This is a genomic window from Rouxiella chamberiensis (genome assembly GCF_026967475.1).
In the GTDB taxonomy this organism is placed as follows: Bacteria; Pseudomonadota; Gammaproteobacteria; order Enterobacterales; family Enterobacteriaceae; genus Rouxiella; species Rouxiella chamberiensis.
Genome location: NZ_CP114058.1, coordinates 2,685,121 through 2,709,376, shown reverse-complemented (window position 1 = coordinate 2,709,376; position 24,256 = coordinate 2,685,121). Strand labels below are relative to the sequence as shown.

Annotated in this window: 16 protein-coding genes, 3 pseudogenes and 1 riboswitch; of the genes and pseudogenes, 15 read left to right on the top strand and 4 right to left on the bottom strand. The window is 54.8% G+C overall.

Going from position 1 to position 24,256, the window contains the following annotated elements:
• Positions 1-480 precede the first annotated feature (480 nt).
• From pqqU to cspE, 10 genes and pseudogenes are all read left to right on the top strand, one after another.
• Complete coding sequence (pqqU, locus tag O1V66_RS12560) at positions 481-2,676, top strand: TonB-dependent receptor PqqU (protein ID WP_152623556.1); 2,196 nt, start codon at positions 481-483, stop codon at positions 2,674-2,676.
• Positions 2,677-2,896: 220 nt separating this feature from the next.
• Complete coding sequence (locus tag O1V66_RS12555; protein ID WP_045046127.1) at positions 2,897-5,296, top strand: glucose/quinate/shikimate family membrane-bound PQQ-dependent dehydrogenase; 2,400 nt, start codon at positions 2,897-2,899, stop codon at positions 5,294-5,296.
• A gap of 194 nt (positions 5,297-5,490) precedes the next feature.
• Complete coding sequence (locus O1V66_RS12550) at positions 5,491-8,007, top strand: hypothetical protein (protein ID WP_045046128.1); 2,517 nt, start codon at positions 5,491-5,493, stop codon at positions 8,005-8,007.
• A gap of 128 nt (positions 8,008-8,135) precedes the next feature.
• Complete coding sequence (locus O1V66_RS12545) at positions 8,136-8,801, top strand: DUF1345 domain-containing protein (protein ID WP_045046129.1); 666 nt, start codon at positions 8,136-8,138, stop codon at positions 8,799-8,801.
• Between the two features lie 110 nt (positions 8,802-8,911).
• Positions 8,912-9,925: a Ppx/GppA phosphatase family protein gene (locus O1V66_RS12540; RefSeq protein WP_045046130.1), complete on the top strand. Its 1,014-nt coding sequence runs from the start codon at positions 8,912-8,914 to the stop codon at positions 9,923-9,925.
• An 18-nt stretch (positions 9,926-9,943) separates the two neighbouring features.
• A complete protein-coding gene (locus O1V66_RS12535) occupies positions 9,944-12,037 on the top strand; it encodes a prolyl oligopeptidase family serine peptidase (protein ID WP_269128357.1) in 2,094 nt (697 codons plus the stop codon).
• 220 nt (positions 12,038-12,257) lie between these two features.
• Positions 12,258-13,384, top strand: a pseudogene (locus O1V66_RS12530) (ABC transporter substrate-binding protein).
• A 131-nt stretch (positions 13,385-13,515) separates the two neighbouring features.
• Positions 13,516-14,103 carry a DUF2076 domain-containing protein gene (locus tag O1V66_RS12525; protein ID WP_414058387.1) on the top strand — a complete coding sequence of 196 codons (588 nt, stop codon included), beginning with the start codon at positions 13,516-13,518 and terminating at the stop codon, positions 14,101-14,103.
• Complete coding sequence (locus O1V66_RS21905; RefSeq protein ID WP_414058386.1) at positions 14,036-14,314, top strand: hypothetical protein; 279 nt, start codon at positions 14,036-14,038, stop codon at positions 14,312-14,314. Before O1V66_RS12525 ends, O1V66_RS21905 begins: the two co-directional genes overlap by 68 nt.
• Positions 14,315-14,506: 192 nt before the next feature.
• On the top strand, positions 14,507-14,716 hold the full coding sequence (cspE, locus tag O1V66_RS12520) for a transcription antiterminator/RNA stability regulator CspE (RefSeq protein ID WP_045046134.1): 210 nt from the start codon (positions 14,507-14,509) through the stop codon (positions 14,714-14,716).
• A gap of 66 nt (positions 14,717-14,782) precedes the next feature.
• Here cspE and O1V66_RS12515 read toward each other — a convergent pair whose 3' ends face one another.
• From O1V66_RS12515 to O1V66_RS12500, 4 genes and pseudogenes are all read right to left on the bottom strand, one after another.
• Positions 14,783-15,982: a multidrug effflux MFS transporter gene (locus O1V66_RS12515; RefSeq protein ID WP_045046135.1), complete on the bottom strand. Its 1,200-nt coding sequence runs from the start codon at positions 15,980-15,982 to the stop codon at positions 14,783-14,785.
• Complete coding sequence (locus tag O1V66_RS12510) at positions 15,982-16,641, bottom strand: TetR/AcrR family transcriptional regulator (protein WP_045046136.1); 660 nt, start codon at positions 16,639-16,641, stop codon at positions 15,982-15,984. Before O1V66_RS12510 ends, O1V66_RS12515 begins: the two co-directional genes overlap by 1 nt.
• 459 nt (positions 16,642-17,100) lie before the next feature.
• Positions 17,101-17,484, bottom strand: coding sequence for a fluoride efflux transporter CrcB (crcB, locus tag O1V66_RS12505; RefSeq protein ID WP_045046137.1), 384 nt, complete (start codon positions 17,482-17,484; stop codon positions 17,101-17,103).
• A 69-nt stretch (positions 17,485-17,553) separates the two neighbouring features.
• Positions 17,554-17,616, bottom strand: a riboswitch (Fluoride riboswitch).
• 56 nt (positions 17,617-17,672) lie between these two features.
• A pseudogene (locus O1V66_RS12500) lies at positions 17,673-19,017 on the bottom strand (aminotransferase-like domain-containing protein).
• Between the two features lie 187 nt (positions 19,018-19,204).
• Between O1V66_RS12500 and O1V66_RS12495 the strand changes: the two are divergent.
• From O1V66_RS12495 to O1V66_RS12475, 5 genes and pseudogenes are all read left to right on the top strand, one after another.
• Positions 19,205-20,161 carry a substrate-binding domain-containing protein gene (locus tag O1V66_RS12495; protein WP_045046139.1) on the top strand — a complete coding sequence of 319 codons (957 nt, stop codon included), beginning with the start codon at positions 19,205-19,207 and terminating at the stop codon, positions 20,159-20,161.
• A gap of 75 nt (positions 20,162-20,236) precedes the next feature.
• The gene (locus tag O1V66_RS12490) at positions 20,237-21,025 is read left to right on the top strand and encodes a deaminated glutathione amidase (RefSeq protein WP_045046140.1); all 789 of its coding nucleotides are present in this window, start codon (positions 20,237-20,239) and stop codon (positions 21,023-21,025) included.
• A 312-nt stretch (positions 21,026-21,337) separates the two neighbouring features.
• Positions 21,338-22,234 carry an ABC transporter substrate-binding protein gene (locus tag O1V66_RS12485; RefSeq protein ID WP_045046141.1) on the top strand — a complete coding sequence of 299 codons (897 nt, stop codon included), beginning with the start codon at positions 21,338-21,340 and terminating at the stop codon, positions 22,232-22,234.
• Positions 22,231-23,209, top strand: a pseudogene (locus tag O1V66_RS12480) (amino acid ABC transporter permease). The gene O1V66_RS12485 and the pseudogene O1V66_RS12480 overlap by 4 nt, the downstream one beginning before the upstream one ends.
• Complete coding sequence (locus O1V66_RS12475) at positions 23,206-23,991, top strand: amino acid ABC transporter ATP-binding protein (protein WP_045046143.1); 786 nt, start codon at positions 23,206-23,208, stop codon at positions 23,989-23,991. Before O1V66_RS12480 ends, O1V66_RS12475 begins: the two are co-directional and overlap by 4 nt.
• Positions 23,992-24,256: the final 265 nt, after the last annotated feature.

The following is a 24,256-nucleotide window of genomic DNA, read 5'->3' as shown; positions in this document are numbered from 1 at the left end:
ATAACCCGTGCGTGAGTAATGACAAAACCTCGGTTAAAAATCATAAAATGCCGCAAAACTATTAATGAACCCTATGGTTCATTATTTTTCAAGGGCGGCGGCAACCGGTTGCCTTATTTTAACGTTATGTTTTTAATAGGTTTATGAAATTCATTTCAGGTGAATAATAAATGTGGGTTTCGTTTCAGTGCTATTTAGTTTGGATATTATCTTTCACGCATGATAAGTGTAATCGGTTACACTCTTTCGGATATACATATTTTCTACTTCTGGATAACCTTTAAAATCAGCACCGTTAACCCTGCGTGCTATATTTTTTAAAATCCAGCGATTCTGTAAAGTTGCGTATATACTCTGCGACAGATTAAATTTATATTATGCCGCTGCGAAACACGGTACCTGGGGATTATGTTTTCTCTCTCGTCAAGGCGATTGCAGAGAAGCATAAGCAGGCTTAACTTTACAAATCGAAAATCTTCCGTGAATAACAAAACTTCAATTTCAACATTGGTGCTGCTGTCGCTGTTTCAGCCGGTTTCAGCCAGTTTTGCGCAAACCTCTGCGCCTGCCGATCCCGCGTCGGCAACGGATAAAAAGACCAGGACCGATGCCTCCCAGGACAATACCCTGCTGATTATCAAACAGCAGGACAACGGTCTTTCCGAACTGGATACCCCCGCCGCCGTCAGCGTTGTCAACGGTGACGACATGCGCGACAGCAAGCCGCAGGTGAACCTTTCGGAAAGTCTGACCGCCGTTCCGGGCCTGCAGGTGCAGAATCGTCAGAACTATTCCCAGGATCTCCAACTCTCCGTGCGCGGTTTCGGCAGCAGTTCGACCTACGGCGTGAGCGGTGTGCGAATTTATGTCGATGGCATTCCGGCCACCATGCCAGACGGGCAGGGCCAGACCTCGAACATCGATCTCAGCTCTGTAGATAAAGTTGAAGTCTTGCGTGGACCGTTCTCGGCGCTTTACGGCAATGCGTCTGGCGGCGTCGTCAATGTTGAAACGCAGAGCGGTTCCCAGCCCGCCACCTTGACGGCCGGCACCTATTTCGGCAGTTACGGCTCGTTTCGCAACAGTGTAAAAGCCACGGGCGCGACCGGTGACGGCACGCATGCGGGCGACGTGAATTATGAAATCTCCGGCTCCCGCTTCACCACCCAGGGTTTCCGCGACCACAGTTCGGCGCGTAAAAATCTGGGCAACGGCAAGCTGGGCGTACGCCTTGACGATCGCAGCACCCTGACGCTGATGTTCAACAGCGTGTCGGTCGATGCAGGGGATCCGGGCGGATTGACCGAGTCCGAATGGAAGGCCAACCCGACGCAGTCTCCGCGTGCCGATCAGTACAACACCAATAAATCCATCGATCAGACTCAGGTCGGACTGCGCTATCAGCGCGAGATGACGGATAACGATCAGCTCTCCATCATGACCTACAAGGGTGAGCGCCACACGACTCAGTATCAGTCCATCCCGATGGCGCCGCAGCTTAATCCGGCCCATTCCGGCGGCGTGATTGTGCTCGAACGCCGTTATCAGGGCATCGATACCCGCTGGACTCACCACGATCAGGTCGGCAGCGTGCCGTTCACCGTGATTGGCGGTCTGGACTATGAAACCATGACCGAACGTCGTCAGGGCTTCGAAAATTACAATGTCATGGCGGATTACACCGAATACGGCGTGAAAGGCGAACAGCGTCGCAATGAAAAGAACAAGATGTGGAATCTTGACCCGTATCTGCAAACCAGCTGGAAACTGACGCCGCGCTGGACGCTGGATGCAGGCGTGCGCTACAGCACCGTCAGCTTTGATTCGACAGATTATTACATCGCGCCCGGCAATGGCGATGACAGCGGCAGCACCCGTTATCACAAGGCGCTGCCGATGGGCTCGCTGAGCTATGCGCTGACTCCGGCATGGAACCTCTATGTGTCTGCCGGACGCGGGTTCGAGACGCCGACCATCAATCAGCTGTCTTACCGTCCTGACGGTTCGTCGGGTCTGAACATCAATCTCAAGCCTTCGACCAGCAATACCGTCGAATTCGGCAGCAAGACCCGTATCGGTTACGGCTTGCTGACGGCGGCCGTTTTCCAGACCGATACCGACAACGATCTGGCGGTAGCGACCAGCAGCGGCGGACGCACCAGCTATGTCAACGCCGGGAAAACCCGTCGTCGCGGTCTTGAGCTGTCGCTGGATCAGCAGTTCGCCTCCGACTGGCGTCTGCGCATGGCCTGGACGCTGCTCGATGCAACCTACCGCAACGACGTGTGCGGCACCAGCAGCTGCAGTGCAGCCGACATAACACCGGCGGGCAACAAGCTGCCGGGCATCGCCCGCAATTCGGCCTATGCGTCGCTGGGGTGGGCGCCGCCCGAAGGCTTCCATGCAGGCACCGATATCCGCTACATGAGCGATATTCAGGCCAATGATGACAACACGGCGCAGGCCCCGGCCTACACGATTGTCAGCGCCAATGCCGGTTATCGTCTGAACTGGCGCAGCAACTGGTCACTCGACCTGTTTACCCGCGTCGATAACCTGTTTGATCGCCACTATGTCGGCTCCGTTATCGTAAATGAAAGCAACGGTCGCTACTTCGAACCGGCACCGGGAAGAAATTGGGGCGGCGGCGCTACGCTTACCTATACTTTCGAATAATTGCCGAAAAAAGACACAGGCTTCCGCCAGGGAACAGGAAGAGGCCTTCAAGAACCGAGAGTACGTCGACCCGCGATACCGGTGGTTACCATTCAGGTAATGCCGTTACCGAGGGGGTTGGCTTGCCCGAGGAAGGACATTCCGAGTTACGCCGAATGTTTTTAAGATCTCCTTTAGAAGGCGAGATCGAAGACAATGAAAATCTTGTAAGGTTAATAATATGACAACTAAAGCTTCGTTATCGCGCATCGTCGTAATAATTACCGCTTTGTTCGCCGCGTTGAGCGGAATATATTTATTGGTCGGCGGAATATGGCTGGCGGCAATAGGGGGCTCCCTCTATTACATCATCGCCGGTGTTGTTCTGCTGGTGACCGCATTTTTACTTTATCGTCGTCGCGCATCGGCTTTGCTGTTGTACGCCGTCTACCTGCTGGCAACCACTATCTGGGGCCTCTGGGAAGTAGGATCCGACTTCTGGGCGCTGACACCGCGTCTTGATGTGACCTTCTTCCTGGGTCTGTGGATTGTCCTGCCTATCGTTTACAACCACATGAGCGTCAAGAACGCCTTCGCACGCGGTGCGCTGGCTGTGTCTCTGCTGTTCACCGTGGCGGTGCTGGCCTACTCGGTATTCAACGATCCCCAGGAAATCAACGGGACTATCCCTGCTGCGGATAACGCGCCGGTACAGTCTACGCCGGGCGTTGCCGACGGCGACTGGCCTGCATATGGCCGTACTCAGGGCGGTACCCGTTACTCGCCTCTGAAGCAGATCAATGACAAAAACGTCGGCGAGCTGAAAGAAGCCTGGTCCTTCCAGACTGGCGACGTGAAAACGGCCAACGATCCGGGTGAAATCACCGATGAAGTGACGCCGATTAAAATCCGCGACACGCTTTATCTGTGTACTCCACACCAGAAACTGTTCGCGCTGGATGCCGCAACCGGTAAGCAGAAGTGGGTCTTCGATCCGCAGCTGAAACAGAACCCGACCTTCCAGCACGTGACCTGCCGTGGCGTTTCCTACTATGAAACACCAGCTGCTGCCGAAAACACCGCTGCCAACGGCGCGGCACCGGCTATCTGTTCACGTCGCGTTATTCTGCCGGTGAACGACGGTCGCATGTTTGCGCTGGATGCCGAAACAGGCGCACGTTGCCCTGAATTTGGCAACAACGGCGAGCTGAACCTGCAAAGCAACATGCCTTACCCGGTTGCCGGTCACTATGAGCCAACCTCGCCACCGATTATCACCAAGAGTGTGATCATCATGGCAGGCGCGATTACCGATAACTACTCAACCACCGAGCCTTCCGGCGTTATCCGTGGTTTCGACGTCAACACTGGTAAACTGCTGTGGGCATTCGATTCCGGCGCGAAAGATCCGAACAAGATCCCGGGTCCGGGCGAAAACTATACGCCTAACTCGCCAAACTCATGGGCACCTGCGGCCTACGATGCGAATCTGGACATCGTTTATCTGCCAATGGGCGTGCAGACGCCGGATATCTGGGGCGGCAACCGCACACCAGAATCAGAGCGTTATGCAAGCAGCCTGCTGGCGCTGAATGCAAGCACCGGTAAGCTGGTGTGGAACTATCAGACCGTACACCATGACCTGTGGGACATGGACGTACCGGCTCAGCCTACGCTTGCGGACATCAATGACAAGAACGGCAACAAGGTTCCTGTTATCTATGTTCCGACCAAAACCGGTAACATCTTTGTTCTGGATCGTCGTGACGGCAAACTGGTTGTTCCGGCTCCTGAAAAACCTGTACCACAGGGCGCGGCCAAAGGCGACCACACGTCTCCGACTCAGCCATTCTCTGAACTGACTTTCCGTCCTTCAGCCAAGCTGACCGGTGCGGATATGTGGGGCGCCACCATCTACGACCAGCTGATGTGTCGTGTGATGTTCCACCGTCTGCGTTATGAAGGCACGTTCACCCCGCCTTCAGAGCAGGGTACTCTGGTGTTCCCGGGTAACCTGGGGATGTTCGAGTGGGGCGGTATTTCGGTAGATACCGATCGTCAGGTGGCTATCGCCAACCCGATCGCGCTGCCATTTACCTCTAAACTGGTTCCACGTGGTCCGGGCAACCCAATGCAGCCACCGGCCGGTGATGCAGGCGGCAGCGGTACCGAATCCGGTATCCAGCCTCAGTATGGCGTGCCATACGGCGTTGAACTGAACGCGTTCCTGTCTCCACTGGGCTTCCCGTGCAAGCAACCTTCATGGGGTTACATCTCGGGTGTTGATCTGAAAACCAATGATATCGTATGGAAAAAACGTATCGGTACCGTTCGTGACAGCTCACCTGTGCCATTACCGTTCAAAATGGGTATGCCGATGCTGGGCGCACCGACCTCAACCGCAGGTAACGTCTTCTTTATCGCGGCCACGGCGGACAACTACATCCGTGCATTCAACATGAGCAACGGTGATCAACTGTGGCAGGCACGTCTGCCAGCGGGCGGTCAGGCAACGCCAATGACCTATGAAGTGAACGGCAAGCAGTACGTGGTTATTGCTGCGGGCGGTCATGGTTCATTCGGCACCAAGCTTGGCGACCACATCATCGCCTACGCGCTGCCGGACGATGCAAAAAAATAAACCACTGAAAGACGGCGCAGGCTGTCGACAGTGAACGAAAGGGCTACTGAGCAATCAGTGGCCCTTTTTTATAACTTTGATGAATTTAAATTGGTTGAAAAGTAAGAGTTTTATATTAATCACCTCGGTACTGTGGCTGCTCTTTAGCAACATCTGACGATGTCGATAATCCGCGCATCGAATAAGAGTGATGAATGAATAATCAATCCATTTCCACCAATAACCTCGCGGCTTTCGCCGTGCCCGCCTCTGTCAACGGCGAAAGCTATCTGAATCGGCGATTAACGGGAGCATTGTCTACCGTTGCCAACAATCTGGCGGTGCTTAACTCATCCAGTCAGGCCCTCATCGCCAGAACCGACGTCGAACGCGCAATCTCTTTACCGCAGGCTGAAAGCTGGGAGCAGCAAATCAGCGCCGTCAAAACGCAGATTCCGCGAATCCCGTTGGAGTCGGGCACGGCCTATGCCCGCAGAATTCATGCGGCGGCGGGGCATTGGCTTTGCAGGGAACAAATTGCCGAGGCCGCGGGTATTACCACTCGTTCGCTGGCACATATTGTCGAATTCAGAGGGGAAACGCCGGGCACGACGCTGATGCGTCAGGTGCCGGCCGAGCAGGGCGAAACGGCGCTGATGTATGGCCGCCGATTAAAAACACTTTTCCCCGATTTTCCGAATGATGACCATGTCTGCGTGTCACAGGCAGCCCGAGCGACACTGCTCAGCTATCCCGAATTTCAGCGGGAAACCGAAAATGTCATTCAATTGCGTCAAGATCCGCGGGCGAAACGGCGTCAGACGGAGTCGGTCAAAGAGTGGGGCAAAAGGTTGAGAAGGGATTACGACCTAAGTTTTAGCGAGTGTTCCCGACTGTGCAACGCCCGAGTCGGTATTTTTCGCAGCACGGAATATACGCGGCCTGTGCGCCATCCCGACGTGCCAGCCGAGCCTGATGCTGGTCCGGGCCGCACATCTTCCCCTGTCCCGCCATCCCGTGAAGACAAGTCGGCCGAAGATCTGACGTCGCTTTCCAGTTCCGTCAGTTCGCTTTCGCTGGATGATGCGGCACTGCGCACTCAGCCACGGGAGAAAATCTGGTCGGCTCAACCGGAAAAACTGCCTGCATTGCTGAGTGAATTACAGCGCGTAAGACGAGTCAGCCCCCACGACCTGATTGACTGGATCAACAGGGAACAGGCGATGGCGTTTGCCGTCATTGCCGTGCTGGGCGGTCAGGCTGAAAGAATGGGAACCCTGATGATGCACGAAACGGCCGAGGCGCTGCTCCAGGCGCTGGCGCAGGACAGCAGCCTGACGCATGACGTTTATGGGGCATTATTTCCGTCAGACCGTGAGGTAGGATTACGCTTCGTCAATACGCTTCCGCTGTTGATGCATCGGCCTGCGGGCGTGAAAATCACGCGGCTACTCAATATCCTAAGTCGGGATCTGGCCTTGAGGGGCAAAATTAAAGCGGCGCTCGGCAAGAAATACGTCGCCGACAGTCCGCGCAGTGAAGAATATGCGGTGAATAATGATTTTTATGCGCGGGTCAAAATCGCGTCGCAGCGTATTACGACCGTGACCTCGCATCAGGCGCGGAAAATTTTAAAAAACCTCCAGATCAACAACGAGTTAATCGGTGCGAAAAAGTTTTTTGCCGCCTCGTTGATCAATCTGGACGACGGAGGATTAAGCAAGCCGCCGTCGTTACTGGGCAAGATGCTGTCGAAAAAACGTCAGGCTCCTTCGCTGCCGCCTGAAGAGAGAAAACGTCTGGCAACGCTGTGCCCAACTCGCGCGGTGTCGCAGGAAAGCCCGACGGCGCTAACTCGAACCTTGCTGCAAAAAATCCAGCAGCAGGATAAGGAAAGCTTTTCCAGATGGCAGGCAAACACGGAAAGCTTTCGCGCTCGAGGCCGCCAGCTTCTCGAAAAAGAGGCCGTAAAATCGGCACAGCAACGCCAGCAGGCGATGGCCATGTCGACGGCGGTGGCGGCCACGTTGGCGGCGCAGAATGCGCATCGTGCGATGGCGCGCAGTGTTGAAAAGGGGCGTGAGCGGGACGCCGAAAAAGAGCAGCAATGGCAGCTTTCCCGCGCCGGACGCGACGATTTCAACGAAAGAATGCGCCACGCCTCGCCGAACATTATGGCGGTCGCTGCAGGGGCCATGATTGATGCCGCTGTGCAGGATATGCAGGACATGACTCAGGCCTCAACCTCTCTGCCGCAGAGGATCGTCGCCACTCGACAGCAACCTTTTGATGCCCCACAACATGAGACGATGGCTGCCGCCCCGGTCGGCGAAAATAGCCATGAATCCTCCGCGCCGTCATTTACGGTATTTAATCAGGTCATTGATAAGCTGAATGTCTATTTCGACCGCCTCGAACAGACTGCCGACGTGGCGCTGCCGAGTGAACCGGTGAACGATGAAGATGTGGAAAGGCTGCTGGCGCAAATGGCCGAGGAGGTCAGTCTGGATTTAGCTTTCTCATTGCCCGATGTTCCCCTGTTCGAGCCGGGAGAACACGAGAGGGAAGACATTGCGGATTACACGCAATGGCTGGAAAACCAGTGGGATCAGCAGGATGAAATCATGAGTATTCTGCAATATGGTGAAGAGGAAATGGCCGGTATCGCGCAGAGTGGACCGCCGGTCGCGCAGCGTTCCAGGCCTGAAAAAAGTGCGCTTTTGGCCGACTAAAGAATATTGACCCGGAGGTCTTAAAACAGGCCGTGCGCAGTTCACGTTTTATGACAACTTTTTCTTTATTCAACAAGGCGTTTGCCGTCTACAGTTAATGACTCTGGTCTAGCAAAAGTGGGCGACTAATGAACCTGTTACACCCGTTTAAACATTATTATCAGACACGCCCCCGACTGCTGGCGGCATTTTTGCTGGGGGTGGTCAGTTTCTTTCTGCTGCCCGCGAATCAATCCCTGCTGCAAAGACTGTTGATAAGCTGGAACGTGCTGGCGTGGATCTATCTGCTGTTTTTATGGTGGATGATGGTGCGCACACCGGCCAAAGACATTGCCCGAATCGCGCGGGCGCAGGATGAAAGCGCCGCGACGGTGCTGGCGCTGGTTTGCATCACCTGTCTGGTCAGCATGATGACCATTCTGTTCGAATTGGGTACGGTCAAGCATCTGAACGGTTCTGCCAAGGCGGTGCATATCGCCATTACCGCCTCGACGCTGGTGGTATCCTGGTTTCTGCTGCCTACCGCCTTCACCCTGCATTATGCCCACACGCACTATCTCAACGCCGACGGCGAGAAAAAGGTGCTGCTGTTTCCGGATAAAATTCCGCTGCCGGAATACTGGGACTTTGCCTATTTCTCTTTCACGATTGCCGTGGCGGCACAAACCGCCGATGTCGGCACGGGCAATACCGCCGTGCGACGTTTGACGCTGCTCCAGGCCGTCCTGTCATTTGTGTTCAATCTGGCGGTTTTGGGGTTATCCATTAACGTCGGGGCCGGTATGCTGAGTTAATTCATCACCTCTTCAAGGGCTTATGCATTTTTCATCTTGTAGTGAAACGCATTTGCCAGTATTTCTAACGCTTCGGGGTAATGCATTCTTTCTTTCGGGGCAGGGTATAAATGAATAAAACGCTGAAATTTGCCGTTGCGATGCTGTGTTTATTGTCTGCGTCGCAGGTATGGGCCAAAAATTGTCAGGAAGTGCGTGCCGGTATCGACATGGGGTCGGGGACTACCAAGTTACTCGTCAGCGAGGTGGATGTTTGCCATAAAACGTTGGGCAAAGTGCTGTTCTCGCAGGAAAAACCCATAGGTTTCAACGAAGATTTAGCCGAATCTGCCGATAATCGGCTGAGTCCGGCCATTCAAAGGCAGGGCATCGACACGCTCAAGGCGCTGGTTGCCGAGGCGCGCCGCTATCATCCGACCCGCATCACCGGGGTGGCGACCGCCGTATTTAGAACGGCGGCCAACGGTCAGGACGTGATTCGCCAATTCAACCGGCAGGCCGGAATCTCGCTGCGTATTATTTCGCAGGCGCAGGAAGCGGAACTGGGTTTTATTTCGGCCCGCGCGGCGTTGAAGGATCCGGCAATAAAAGATACGGATTTGCTGGTGTGGGATATTGGCGGCGGATCGATGCAGATGACCACCTATAGTCTCGAGAAGGGCGTAAAGACCGCTGAAATTTATCAAGGTAAGCTCGCGTCCGTCAGCCTGAAAGATTTAGTGATCGAAGTGCTGATGAATAACGATCTCAAGCAGGTCAATTCGCCCAATCCCATCGGCACGAGGGCAGACGAAATTCTCCGGTTGGTAAGATTCTACGCCCGGACTCATGTTAATCCGGCCATCTTGCAGGCGGCAAAAAATAAGCGGGTAATCGGCATTGGCGGCGTGCATGGCTATTCCATTAAAGATCAGCTGCAACCCCGGAATAACCGGTACAGCGTTGCCGATTTACAGCGCGTAGCCGCAACGAAAGTGAATCTGGGCGACGCGCAGCTCAAGGGCGATTACCGCGCCACCGACGTCACGAATCTACTTTTGGTCGAAGGTTTTATGCAGGCATTGGGTATTCCCGAGGTTACCCTCGTAAAAGCAAACCTGATTCAGGGAATTCTGTTGCAATAACCGACCGTTTCTTGCGGCATTTCGGATGCCGCCCAAACACGCAGGAGCACGTTTATGTCTAGTGAAAGCACCCCTCAGGCCACAGAAGATAACTTTATCTGGCTGGAAGAGATAAAGGGCGAAGTTGCCGTCGATTGGGCCAATCAGCAAAGCCTGCAAACGCGCCGTGAATTTGCCGATAGCGAACGTTTCGAGGCGATACGTGACGACGTGCTCGAGTGTCTGAATTCCCCAACGCAGATTCCGATGGTGGTGAAGTGCCGCGAATATTTCTACAACTTCTGGCAGGATGAGAAAAACCCGCGTGGGCTGCTGCGCCGCACGCGTTTTGAATCTTATCGTAGCGACTCGCCCGAATGGGAAACCGTACTCGACATCGATGCGCTCGGCGAAAAAGAGGGCGTGGACTGGGTTTATCACGGCATTCAGTCCCTGGCTCCGGATTATGCGCGCGGCCTGCTGCATCTCTCGCCAGACGGCGGCGATGCTTCGGCCATTCGCGAATTCGATCTCACTACGCTCCGTTTTATCGAAGACGGTTTTAACCTGCCGTCGGCGAAAAGCCGCATGACCTGGATAGACCGCGATCGCGTGCTGGTCGCCCCCGATCTGGGGCCGGAGTCGATGACGACCTCGGGGTATCCGCGAATTGCCAAAATCTGGCAGCGCGGCACGCCGCTCGAAAGCGCCGAAACGCAGTTTACCGCCGAAAAAACCGACATGTCGGTGATTATGGTGCATGACGATTCGCCGGGCTTTGAACGCAGCTTTGTGGGCCGCACGATTGATTTCTATCGCCGCGAAGTTTATCTCCTGGATGCGCAGCAGGGACGGATACCGGTCGAAATCCCGCAGGATGCCCGTTTCGGGACCTGGAAACAGTGGCTGCTGATTTTCCTCTCGAGCGAGTGGAACGTGGCGGGCGAAAGTTATCCTTCGGGTACGCTGCTGGCGGCTGATTTCAACGCGTTTATGGCCGGTGAACGCCAGTTTACGACGCTGTTCGAGCCGCAGGCGACGACCACGCTTTCGAACTACTCGATGACCCGCGACTACCTGATCCTCAGCATTATGGATGACGTGGTCAACCGTCTGGAAGTGTTGAAACCGCAGGCCGGAAACTGGCGCCGTCGCGGGCTGGGCGACGCGCCCGAGCTAAGTAAAATCAGCGCGTCGGGCATCGACGAAGAGACCAACGAATTCTTTATGACCGTGACCGGTTTCCTGCAACCGACCTCGCTGTATTACGGCGTGCTGGACGATGACGTCACGCACTCGGAAATCATCAAGCAGGCACCCAGCCATTTCGATGCCTCGCACTATCAGGTTGCCCAGCATTTTGTCACCTCGGATGACGGAACGCGTGTGCCTTATTTTGTGATTTCGGGTAAGGATATCGAGCTGGACGGCAGCAATCCGACCCTGCTTTACGGCTACGGCGGGTTCCAGATTTCGCTGGATCCCTATTATCTCGGCGTGGCCGGGCCGTCGTGGCTGGAGCGCGGCGGCGTGATGGTGATTGCCAACATTCGCGGGGGCGGGGAATACGGTCCGCGCTGGCATCAGGCGGCATTGAAAGAGCACCGCCTGCGCGCCTATGAAGATTTCTCGTCGGTCGCCAAGGATCTGATTGCCCGCAATATTACTTCACCGGCGCATCTTGCGGCGCAGGGCGGCAGCAACGGCGGTCTGCTGGTCGGCAATATGCTGACCCTCTATCCCGAACTGTTTGGGGCCATAGTGTGCGAAGTGCCGCTGCTGGACATGCAGCGCTACACGCAAATCTCGGCCGGTGCGTCGTGGATTGCCGAATACGGGGACCCGCAGAAGCCGCAAGAGTGGGAATATATTCAAAAATTCTCGCCTTATCATAATCTTGATGCATTGAAAATCTATCCGCCGGTGCTGTTCACCACCGCGACCAGCGACGACAGGGTCGGGCCGGGACACGCGCGTAAAATGGCGGCAAAAATGCAGCAGTTGGGCATCGAAAACGTCTATTTCTACGAGAACACCGAAGGGGGCCACAGTGCGGCGGCGGACAAGGCGCAGGGTGCCTTCAAACGCGCGCTGGTTTCAGAATTCCTGTGGAATTACCTTGTCGAAAAATAGGCAATACTCCGCCTTGAGTCAGGTCGCATGGCTTGGCTCAAGGCCTTTACAGGCGCCCGGCCCTACGGTTTCATGACAATAAATTCATATTTAGACATACTTAAATAACCCGACTTGCGGTAAAACCGTTGCCCGCCTTTTGCTTACCTGTTTATTATTTGGCTCTCATTGATAATGGTTATCAGAATCATTTCCATTTTTACATCAGGGTCTGGATAAAATTTTGAACAATAAACTGCGCGTGCTGGCCGTTGCTGGCCTGATGGCGAGCTCATTTACTGCTTTCGCCACCACCTATCCGCTGTCCGTGACCGATATTTCCGGTCAGAAAATCACGCTCGACCATGAACCCGAGCGCGTTATCGTTCAGGATGGCCGCGATATTCTTGCGCTTGCAATGCTGGACAAAAGCGATCCTTTCAAGCGCGTCGTTGCCTGGAATAACCTGCTGAAAACCACCGATTCCGGCACCTGGGATATGCTGAAGGGCAAATGGCCTGCCTCGGCCAGCATCCTCGATATGGGCTTTAGCGACAAGGGACAGGTAGATTTGGAAACAGTGATTTCCAAAAACCAGACCTGATGATTGCCCAGCTGCGTGCCAAACCCTCTCTCCAGCAGAGCGGCGTCATCGACAAACTCAACGCACTACATATTCCCATCCTGTTTATCGATTACAATCTTGATCCTGCCAAAGACACGGCAGCGAGCATTGATTTACTCGGCAAGGTCCTGAATCAGGAGAAAAATGCGCAGGCTTTCAGCAGCTTCTATACCGCGCATTATGAGCAAATTCAGGACGCAGTTTCCGCTATCAAAAATCGTCCCAACGTCTTTATTGAACCGCTGGCAGGCCGTTCCGACTCTTGCTGCTTCACGCACGGCGATATGGGCTGGGGCAAACTGGTGCAGGCGGTCGGCGCTAAAAATATCGGTTCCGAACTGCTGCCGGGCGCTTCGGGCGAGGTTTCGCTTGAAAAAGTGATCAGCATGAAGCCTGACGTCTACATCTTTACCGGTTCGATTCATACCGGGAAAGGTCAGACGGCGATGATGCCGTTCGGCTATGGTGCGTCGCAGGCCGCCGTAGACAAGCAGGCGGAAATCCTCAGCACGCGTACCGGCGTTGCACAGGTTCCGGCGGTAAAAGAAGGGCGCGTTTACGGCGTTTATCACCAGTTCTATAACCACCCCTACAACATTGTCGGCATGGAATATCTGGCGAAATTTATTTATCCGCAGCAGTTTGCCTCGCTGGATCCTGCGCAAACCTATCACCAGATAATCAAGCAATTCACAGACTTGCCGGATACCTCCTTCGTGTTTGGCTGGCAGCCGAAGAAGTAAGCGTACAGTTCTTTACGCCGATCACATTTGTTGACACTCAGTTAATTCATAGATGAAACTATTTGTATTAGTGTGAGTGTCAACATGGTCATGCTTTCGCATGCCAGAACAAACAGTGAGAAGGTGATTTCATGCATTCCGAAGAACAGCGTTTGATTGAAGGGCTTTTCAGCCGTCTGCAACAGGCCGAATCCAATACTGCACCGCGCGACGCCGAAGCCGAGCGCCTCATCCAGTCATACGTGAGCAAGCAGCCTTCCGCGCCTTACTATATGTCGCAGGCGATGATTATTCAGGAAGCGGCACTCAAGCGTCTGAATGTGCAGGTTCAGGAACTGCAACAGCAGAACCGCCCAGTTGCAGAGCCAGGCGCAAAACAGCAAACCGCAGAGCACGGGCTTTTTGGCCGGTCTTTTCGGCGGTGGCAGCAGCAGTCAGCCACAGAATACCCCGTCTTCTTCCGGCAGCGGCCCTATTCCGGGTACCCAGAACAACGGCTGGAACAACAATGCGCCCCAGCAGCCCAACTATCAGCAGCAGCCCAACTATCAGCAGCAGCCCAACTACCAGCAGGCGCCGGCCTCTGCGCCGATTGGCTCCGGTTTTATCGGCGGTGCGCTGAAAACGGCCGCGGGCGTGGCGGGCGGTGTGATGCTGGCCGATATGCTGACCGGCATGTTCCACCACAGCCAGCCACAGGAAATCGTCAACATCGTTGAAGACAACAATGTGACCGAGAACTTTAATCCGTCGACCGATCCGTTACTGAGCGGCGACAACGCCTGGGATAATCCGGTGTACAACAATGCCAGCGACAGCAATGCAGGCAACGACAACAGTCAGGACAACACCTATTCCGGCTTCCTGAACGATCCGGATGACAGCTTCTTTGGCGGCGACAATAACGACGACGACGATTCCTTCTTCTAAGGATCAGGTTCCCCGTTTTAAGAAGTTTCGGCTGCTGAAAAAGGCACATTAAACGCTATTTATGTTTTAAGACGGGCGCAGAGTGAGAGCTTTATCGCTTTCTGTAACCTGATATCTGGACAAATACTGAATCTATTGCTGTACTGTCAGTGACACACATTTTGTGTCTTACAATCATGTTAAGGTAAGTAGATGTCTAAGATTAAAGGTAGCGTTAAGTGGTTCAATGAATCGAAAGGTTTTGGTTTCATTACCCCTGAAGATGGCAGCAAAGATGTTTTCGTTCACTTCTCTGCGATCGCGAGCCAAGGTTTTAAAACCCTCGCTGAAGGTCAGCGTGTAGAGTTCGAAATCACCAGTGGTGCCAAAGGCCCGTCGGCTGCTAACGTTGTCGCTATCTAACTTTAGCCGATTTATGAAAAACCCGCCGATGCGGGTTTTTTTGCCTGAATGTCGTGCGTGTAAGGCTTAGCGCTTGCTGGCGAAGGTGGGGCGGGCGAGGAAGACAAACATCATGATGGCAATGAAGAAGCAGCCACAGATGGTCAAGCCCATCGACAGCGCAGAGGTGCCGCCGATACCGGTCAATGGCACGGCCGTCGCGCCCAGCGCAAACATGAACACGCCAAGCAGGGCCGATGCGCTACCCGCGTTACGTCCCTGACTCTGCATCGCAAGCGATCCGGCGTTCGGCCCGATAATCCCGATATTGATAATCGAGAAGAACAGCGGCACCAGCAACGCCACTAGCGGCGCGTGCATGGCGCCCGCAATCACCAGAATCACCGACGCAACGGCGGCAATGCTCAGGCCGATTTTCACCATCATCAATTCTCCCCACAAGACGGCGAGGCGCGTCGACACCTGCGCGGCGAACACCAGACCCATGCCATTGATGGCGAAGCACAGGCTGAAGGTCACCGGACTCAGGTTATAAATCTGCTGCAAGACAAACGGCGAGGCACCGATATAGGCGAACATGCCGGCCATGATAAAGCCCTGCGTCAGACAAAGGCCCATGAACTGGCGCTCGCGCAGCAGCATCCCCAGGGATTTGAGCATCGCGACGGCACCGCCCGTTGAACGTCGCTCGGCGGGAAGCGTTTCGTGCAGCTTGGCCGAAGCAAAGATAAACAGCATGACGGAAATGGTCGCCAACGCGCCAAAGATGCCCCGCCAGCTCAGGAAGGTCAGCAGACCTCCGCCAAGTACAGGGGCGACTATCGGCGCCAGCCCGTTGACCAGCATAAGCAGCGCAAAGAACTTGGTCAGGTCATGGCCGCTGTAAAGGTCACGCGCGACGGCACGAGACAGAACGGCACCGCCCGCACCGGCGATACCCTGCAACAGACGCGCGACGATAAGCTGATCGATGGAGGTTGCCAGCGCACACCAGACAGAGGCGGCCAGCAGGAGAATCAGGGAAAGCAGCAGAGGACGCATTCTGCCGAAGCGGTCACTGAGCGGGCCGAACAGCAGCTGACCTGCGCCCAGCCCGAGCAGCCCTGCGGTCAGACTCAGCTGGCTGGTGGCGGTATTGGTATCTAGTTCATGTGCCAGAGTCGGCAGGGCTGGAAGATAAAGATCCGTACAGAGAGGTCCAAGTGCTGCCAGTGAACCTAAAACCAGGGCATAGCCCAGGCGCTTCTTTACTAAATGGTCGCTCATTAATTTTCCGCTGTGTTGGGAGGAAGGTAATCGTTGAAAACGCGGTTAAACACTTCGTTATAAACCGCTTTAAGTATTTCCGGATCGGCGTGGTTATGCGTCAGACGGCGAAAAGCCGTGCCTTCACACAGTACAGCCATAAGTTCCAGACGCGCCGTCAGCTCGGATTCGGGCATGTCGGGATAATAGGGGATCATCATCGCCTTGGCTTCGTTGAACAGTTTTGATTCGGCATCACGCAGAATTTTCTCGACTACCGGATTTCGCGTCGCCTCGGCGGTCACTTCCAGCATTAGGGCATGGTCGATTTCATTCTGTTCGGGGCTGAGTTCGGGACAGTCAAACTGGCTGTGATCGACGTTTTGCGCACCGATAACGCGAAACGCCAGATTACTGGCCATCTGTTTGAGGTTGTGCGCGCCGCCGGTCATGATCTGAATCTTCTTGAACACGATACGTCGCACGATCTCTTCAATGATGGCGTCTTTGTTTACGAAATAACGGTAGATTTGGCCCACGCTAAGCTGCGACATCTTGGCAATTTCTGCCATGCCTGCGCCGTGGAATCCGTGCTTGCGAAAACAAAGTCGTGAAGCGGCGACGATCTGGTCCCGGCGGGCACAAACGCGTTGGTCTTTTGTTTGGTTAGCGGGATGCATAGAGGCACCTGACAAGTTGTGTAATCTTCTTGTCTCAAATTAACCGCGTAGTAGAAAGAGGAATGGCTTGAGATAAGAAATGTGAACGCTCATTCTCAATTATAGGGAATAGTGACGGTAAGGTAAATATTTGTATTATAAATGGTGCAAAAAGAGCGGCCGTCGATTGACAGCCACTTTCTTTTGCTCGCCGCGCAGGGAAGTTATCACGCCGGGGAGGAGACTACCTTGCTGTTTTATGAAAAATACTGGTGAAAAAACTCACGACAATAGCCAGGCATAAAACAGAAGTCGCGATTTCGCTGGTGGTAGTAGGTAATGAAAACATGTCTCGCCTCAAAGATTATTCAATGTGCCCAATGACACTGAGACAAGTATTCTTGCGAAAGGTTAAGAGAACATTAAATCACCAGCAAATAATCGCGACGACGGCGTAAAAAGACTTAATTGTTCATCGCGCTAGTGGCCGCTGTACCAGCTGACCAGCATGAAACCCAGCAGGGTCAGGGTGATCGAGCCAAGCAGATTCAGCGCAATATTCAGCAAGGCCGCGCCGAAACGCCCCTCTTGCAGCATATACACCACTTCGAGCGAAAAGGTCGAGAAAGTGGTCATGCCGCCACAAAAACCGGTGGTTAACAGCATCTTCCATACCGGGTCCCACTGCGTCATGCGGTTAAACATCGCAATCACCACGCCGATAATAAACGCCCCGGCCAGATTGACGGCCAGGGTGCCGAGCGGCACCAGCGAGGTGGTCGGATTGAGTTTGAGGCTGATATACCAACGTGCAACACTGCCCACACCGCCGCCAATCAATACGGCTAAAAAAGTAGCAAACATAAGTGCCTTTCATAAAATGAGGTGAATGTTCAGAAAGGTTCCGGCGTCATGCTACGAACCTCTCGATGAGATTGCGTAGACATCATTAGCCGGTAAAGGCGGTTATGGAGGAATGTCATCTCCTGCTGCTTGTCAATTCGTGGGTCATATTACCGAAATAATTTTCCGCTGGGTAGAGGCATTGACGTTCATCCCATTGCCAGAACAATGGCATCGGCAATGGTATCTACCTGCTCAAGGCGCATCAGGCTGGTACTGGCGCGGATAAACTGTCCAGGACCAATGCGGCTGCGCTCGCCCGGCAAGACGGCGATACCGCGCGCGGCAAGAGTCACCAGCGCAAACTGCTCGGAAGGCACGGGGATCAATACGGAAAGCCCGTCGCGGGGCGGCAGGGCAATGCCGCGAACCGGCCAGCGCATCGACCAGCGCCTGACGTCGTGCGGCGTAGACTTTGCGCGCCTCGTGAATGCCTTCCTGGGTGACCGGATCCTTGATGAGCCACGCCAGCGCGTGTTGCAGGATTCGGCTGGACCACCCTGCGCCAAAGTTGCGAAACGACTTGATCTGCTTGATTAAATCGTGAGAGCCGGAGATAACCGCCATGCGCAGATCGGGGCCGTAAGCCTTGGAATAGGAGCGCACGTGCACCGTTCTTTTGGGTAAGAATTGCCCGAGACTGAGCGGCGCGGTGCTCGCCAGCTCGCCAATTCCGTCGTCTTCGATGATCAACGCCTGGCTGGTATGCAGTATCTCGGCCATTTCCGCCATTCTTTGCACACTGACGATATGGCCACAGTGCGAATGGGTGCGCGGCTGATAGATAAACGCGGCCGGGTTTTTATTGAGCGCCGCCTGCAGCGACTCGGGGGTCGGCCCGAATTCATCGCATTTCACGGCAATAACCTGCGCGCCAATGTTATCGAGCATGTCCAGCAGGCGCGTGGCGGTCGGATCCTCAATCGCCACCACTGACCCCTGCATAATCAGGGTTTGCAACGACAGATTCATGGCATCGAAACCGCCATCGGCCGCCATGAATGCGTCGGCTTCATAGGGCCAGCTCGGTTTTACGGCATCGAGCAATACCTGCGATATCGCTTCGCGCTGATAGCTGTTGAGATTATCCGCTTCAACGCTGCTGAGCAGCGCCTGATTAAGACGGGGCAACAGTTCGGGATCGGGCGAAGCCAGCGTCATATCGGCGATGATATGGTCGCCAAAATTGCCTATCTTCTCGAAACGTGCAGGGCGAGGCGACAGGGTATCGCCGCAGACCCACACGCCGTTGCGGCCGCGTCCGGCGATGACTTTCTGGCGGCGCAACTGGCCCCAGGCGGCAGAAACGGTGGCCGGACTGACGCCGAGGGACTGCGCCAGGTCGCGCACGGAAGGGAGAGGGGTGCCAATCTCGATAACGCCCGAGCGAATCAGCGCAGCCGTTTCAATGGCAATGCCGCGCATGGAGCGGTCCTGCAAATGCTGCGCAAACCATTCTGCATCGAGCGTTTTTTCCTTAAGACTTTCACCCATCAAATCACCTTTTGTTCAGTAACAAAGATTCTATTGTACATATTAATTTATGCTATTAGTATCAAACTTAGTCAACGGAGGCGATAAAATAATCACATTACACCCATGTGCTCAGACTCCGCTCAGACAGGCATATTGATATTCTCTCATTTAAATTCAGCAAATTTGCAGACATAAGGGGAAAAACGTGGCGATTACTATCAGGCTGGCCGTGCGTGACTGGGATTATTTTACGCCGCTGGCGTTGGGCGATATCAAACCTGAAGGTTTCAATCTCGAGATTGACCGCGTGGGCACACTGGTCGGCGATTTAGGCACCAGCGACAAGTACGACGCCGCCGAAATCTCGTTCAGCCGCTACGCACAGGGCCGCGCCAAGGGTGAAGATGACGTCTTTGCGGTGCCGCACTTTCTGATGCGCGGTTTTCGTCAACGCTGCATCATTACCCGCGAAGACAGCCCGTTGACCAAAATTTCCGAACTGGCGGGCAAGCGCATCGGCGTTACCGGCTGGCAGGATTCCGGCAATACCTGGACCCGCACAGTGCTGAGCGTCGACGGCGTGGGTATCGACGATGCTTACTGGTACGCCGGTCGCCTGACCGAGGCGCATCCGATTGTCGACCGCCTTAACGGGTTTGGCCGCGAAGGGCGCATCGAAGCCTGTCCGGGCGAACGCCCAATGATGGAACTGCTGAAAGAGGGCTGGCTGGACGCGATTTTCACTCCGTTCATGCCGGAAGGTTTCTTCAAGCCGGGCTCCGGTTTCCGCCAGTTGCAGCCTGATTTCCGTCAGTCCGAACTGGAGTATTTCAACCGCGTTGGCTACGTGCCGGGCATGCATATTCTGGCCATCAAGGCCGACGTGGCCGCCGAGCATCCGTGGCTGGCCGCCGCGCTCAGCGAGATTATCGACAAGTCCTATCAGGTATGGATGGACAAGCGCGTCAAGTACGCCGACACCACGCCGTGGCTGCTGGACGATATTCGCCGTACCGTGGTGGATCTGCCGGTTGACTGGAATGACAACGGGTTCGAAAAGAACGAGAAGATGATTGCCGACTTCGCCAATGAGCTGTACGCGCAGAAAATCACGAGCGAGCGCCTGACGCCCGCCGATCTTTTCCCGGCCTACGCCAAATAACATCGGATGACGCGCGGGGCCGATTCGTCCTCGCGGCATCTCCCTTACAGGCCGTACAAGGCTTCTGGAGTGAACATGAAAGTTGCAATGGGTCAGTTTGCCGTATCCCGTCAGTGGGAAGAGAATGTCGAAACCTGTCTTTCGCTGATGAGCAAATCGCTCGAAGCCGGTGCCGATCTGCTGGTGTTGCCGGAAGGCATTCTGGCGCGTGATATCACCGATCCGGATCTGGTTCTGAAAGCGGCGCAACCGCTTGATGGTCCGTTTGTCAGCAAACTGATAGCTGCCAGCAAGGGCAATCAACTGACCACCATGATGAGCATCCACACGCCAGCGCCCGACGGTCGTGCATGGAACGTGTTGATTTCTATCCGTAATGGCGAAATTATTTCGGAATATCGCAAGCTTCACCTGTACGATGCCTTTGCCAACAAAGAGTCCAAAAACGTGACGCCGGGCACCGAAGTGCCTCCACTCGTTGAGGTCGCCGGTTATAAGGTCGGGTTGATGACCTGCTATGACGTGCGTTTCCCCGAGCTGGCGCGTCGTCTGGTTCTCGATGGGGCCGAAGTGCTGGTGCTGCCGGCCGCCTGGGTGAAAGGTCCACTGAAAGAGATGCACTGGGAAGTGCTGGTCACCGCGCGTGCGCTGGAAAACACCAGCTATATCGTGGCGGTTGGCGAATGTGGCGAGCGCAATATTGGCAACAGCATGGTCGTCGATCCGCTGGGTGTGGCTATTGCCCGCGCCGCAGAAGCGCCGGCGCTGGTGTTTGCCGACATCGATAGAGAACGTCTGGCCTACGCCCGCAAGGCGCTGCCCGTTCTGGAAAATCGCTGCTTCGGCGTGCCGCAGTTGCGTTAATAGCGTCAACCGGCACTCGGAGGTCGCCTGATTTTCCGTCAACCTAACGTGAAATCAGGCGGCACGAGCGTCGGCGCAGTAAAAGCGCGAACCCGCACCAGGGAGCGCTGCGAAGCAACCGCTATTTCAGCGCCGGAAATAGTGGCTTAAAAATCAAAGGCGTTCGGGACATCTGCACCACGGAAGGTGCCAATAAAAAGACATTCACAACATTCACAACACCGATATCCCTGTTCTCATGGTGCAAACGGCGACAGATAGCGTCTGCACGATGAAAGATAGCGGGTAGCGTCCAATTACACAGGAATTATGATGATGCTTAAACAATTTCGTCGTGCTGCTCTCTTGTCCACTGCATTACTTTCCCTCAATGCCTTTGCGGCCGAAAGTGTTTCTATTCCGGTTCTGAAAGCCGATCCGGCACTGCATGCCAAATTACCCGCCGATATCCAGAAGTCCGGTGTCATTACCTCTGTCAACAACGGCTCTTTTCCTCCGTATGAAATCGTGACCGGCACCCACGGCATTGATGGTGCGAGCGCCGATTTAACCAAGGCGCTGGGTCAACTGCTGGATGTCAAGGTAGAACACGCCTCCGTCAGCGGCTTGTCCGGCATTCTCACCGGCATCTCTTCGGGCCGCTATCAGATGGGCTTCGGGCCTATCGGCGACTACCCTGAACGTCAGGCGAAAAATGACTTCATCGATTACGTCAAAGAGTACGTCGCCTTTGCCGTACCGAACGGTAATCCTAAAAATATTCAGTCACTGACGGACACCTGCGGGCTGCGTATCGCCGTAATGGCCGCCGGCTCCGCCGAAAAAGTTATCAAGCAGCAGTCCGAAGAGTGTGTGAAGGCCGGAAAACCGGCGATCACCGTGCAATCCTTTACCGATCAGCCGACCTCGATTCTGGCCGTGCGCTCCAAACGTTCCGACGCGTTCTTCTCTTCCCAGGCGCCGCTGTCTTACTTTATCGAACAGTCCAACGGTCAGCTGACGCTGGCGGGCGCAGGTAAATCCAACGGTTTCAATGACATCTTCCAGGGAGCCGTCGTGCCGAAAGATTCGCAAATCGGCAAGGTACTGCTGGAGGCGCTGCAGGAGTTGTTTGATAACGGCACCTACGCGCTCATCATGAAAAAATGGAACCTCGAAGGCAACATGCTGCCGGCACCGGGCGTCAATCTGGGAAAACCAACTAAATGACCGATAATACGTATAGTTCAAAACCAGTCAGCAGGGACGACTATACGCAGGACCCACGTCGCAACGTCGAGTTTGCACATGCGCCGCGTAACTATGGCCGCTGGGTTGCCTGGATAGTCGCTCTGGTCATTGCCATTGATGTCATCATCAGCGTGGCCCGCAACCCGAACTTCGAGTGGCACGTCGTGAGCCAGTGGTTTACCGAAACCTCGGTGATTCACGGGCTGGGTGTCACGCTCGGGCTTACCGTCGTGTCAATGGTCCTCGGCACGTTACTGGGTCTGCTGCTGGCGGTGGGGCGTTTGTCGCAAAGTATGCTGCTGCGCCGTCTGTCGGGCATGTATGTCTGGTTTTTCCGGGGCACACCGCTGCTGGTTCAGCTGTTGTTCTGGTACAACATGTCGACGCTGGTTCCCGACGGTCGCGCTGGGTCTGCCTTTCGTCGGCCCGACGTTTGCAACCTGGAATACCAATGACCTTATTACGCCGTTGACGGCGGCGATTGCCGGTCTTGCGTTAAACGAAGCCGCTTATATGGCCGAGATTATCCGCGCTGGTCTGCTGTCGGTGGATAACGGTCAGGCCGAAACCGCGCAGGCGTTTGGCATGAGCCGAGGTCGAGCGCTGCGTCGCATCATTATTCCCCAGGCGATGCGTTCGATTATTCCACCAACGGGTAACCAGTTGATCAGCATGATTAAAGCAACATCGCTGGTCAGCGTGATTGCAATGGGTGACCTGCTGTATTCGGTGCAGACCATCTATAACCGCACCTTTGAAGTGGTGCCGATGCTGATGGTCGCGGTTATCTGGTATCTGCTTATCACTTCCGTACTGAATGTGGGGCAGTCCTTTATCGAGCGCTTCTACTCGAAAGGTACACGCCGCACCGTGGCGGCAAAACGTCGCCAGCCGAGCGCCGAAGCCAAGGCCGTTATGGCACAACCCAATCTTGCCCGGAAGGAGGACTTATGATTCAGAGCGCATCCCCTGTGCAGGATTTGCTGGTCACCGCGCGCGATGTCCATAAAAGTTACGGCGACAACGAAGTTTTGAAAGGCATCAATCTGGATGTGAAGCCAAGCGAAGTGGTGGTGATCCTCGGCCCTTCGGGCTCTGGAAAATCGACTTTTCTGCGCTGTATCAATCATCTGGAAGATATCGATCGCGGCACAATCATGGTCGGCGGCGAGCAGATTGGCTATGAACTGCACGGCAATCAGCTGCGTAAACTCTCGGAGCGCGGCATTGCCCGCCAGCGTCGTGACATTGGCATGGTGTTTCAGCAGTTCAACCTCTATCCGCATATGACCGTGTTGCAAAACATCGTCGAAGCGCCGATTGGGGTGCACAAGCAGAGCCGTCACGAGGCGGAAAGCTATGCGCGTCAACTGCTGGAAAAGGTCGGGTTGAGCGACAAGGCCGATGCCTATCCGCGTCATCTTTCCGGCGGTCAGCAGCAGCGTGTGGCGATCGCGCGCGCGCTGGCCATCAAACCCAAGCTGATGCTGTTTGACGAGCCGACCTCCGCGCTTGATCCCGAGCTTGTGGGTGAAGTGCTCGCGACCATGCGCAGTCTGGCCGATCAGGGGCTGACGATGATCGTGGTGACCCACGAAATCGGCTTTGCCCGTGAAGCGGCCGATCGGGTGGTGTTTATGGACGGCGGTCATGTGATTGAAGAGGGGCCGCCGGAGGAAGTGCTGGTTAATCCCCGGCATCCGCGTTTCCAGGCGTTTCTGAGTCGTTTTATCTAGAAGGCAAAATGCAGCAGGGCGAGGGGATATTTTATCTGACTCGCCCTTTTTTGTTGTCGATCTGTTGATTTCTCGTTAAAGAGAGCACGCAAGGTTTGTTTCAAGGGCGATCACGAGCGTATAATCTCCGCACTTTTTGTACGCCTCGCTTCTTTGTAAGAAATCTTGAATATGCAAAGAAAAGCTTTAATGCTGGGTGTTGCAGGCCCATAATGACGGCAATGGTTACATTCCGTACAGGGACGAAATTCAGGTCGCCATGCGC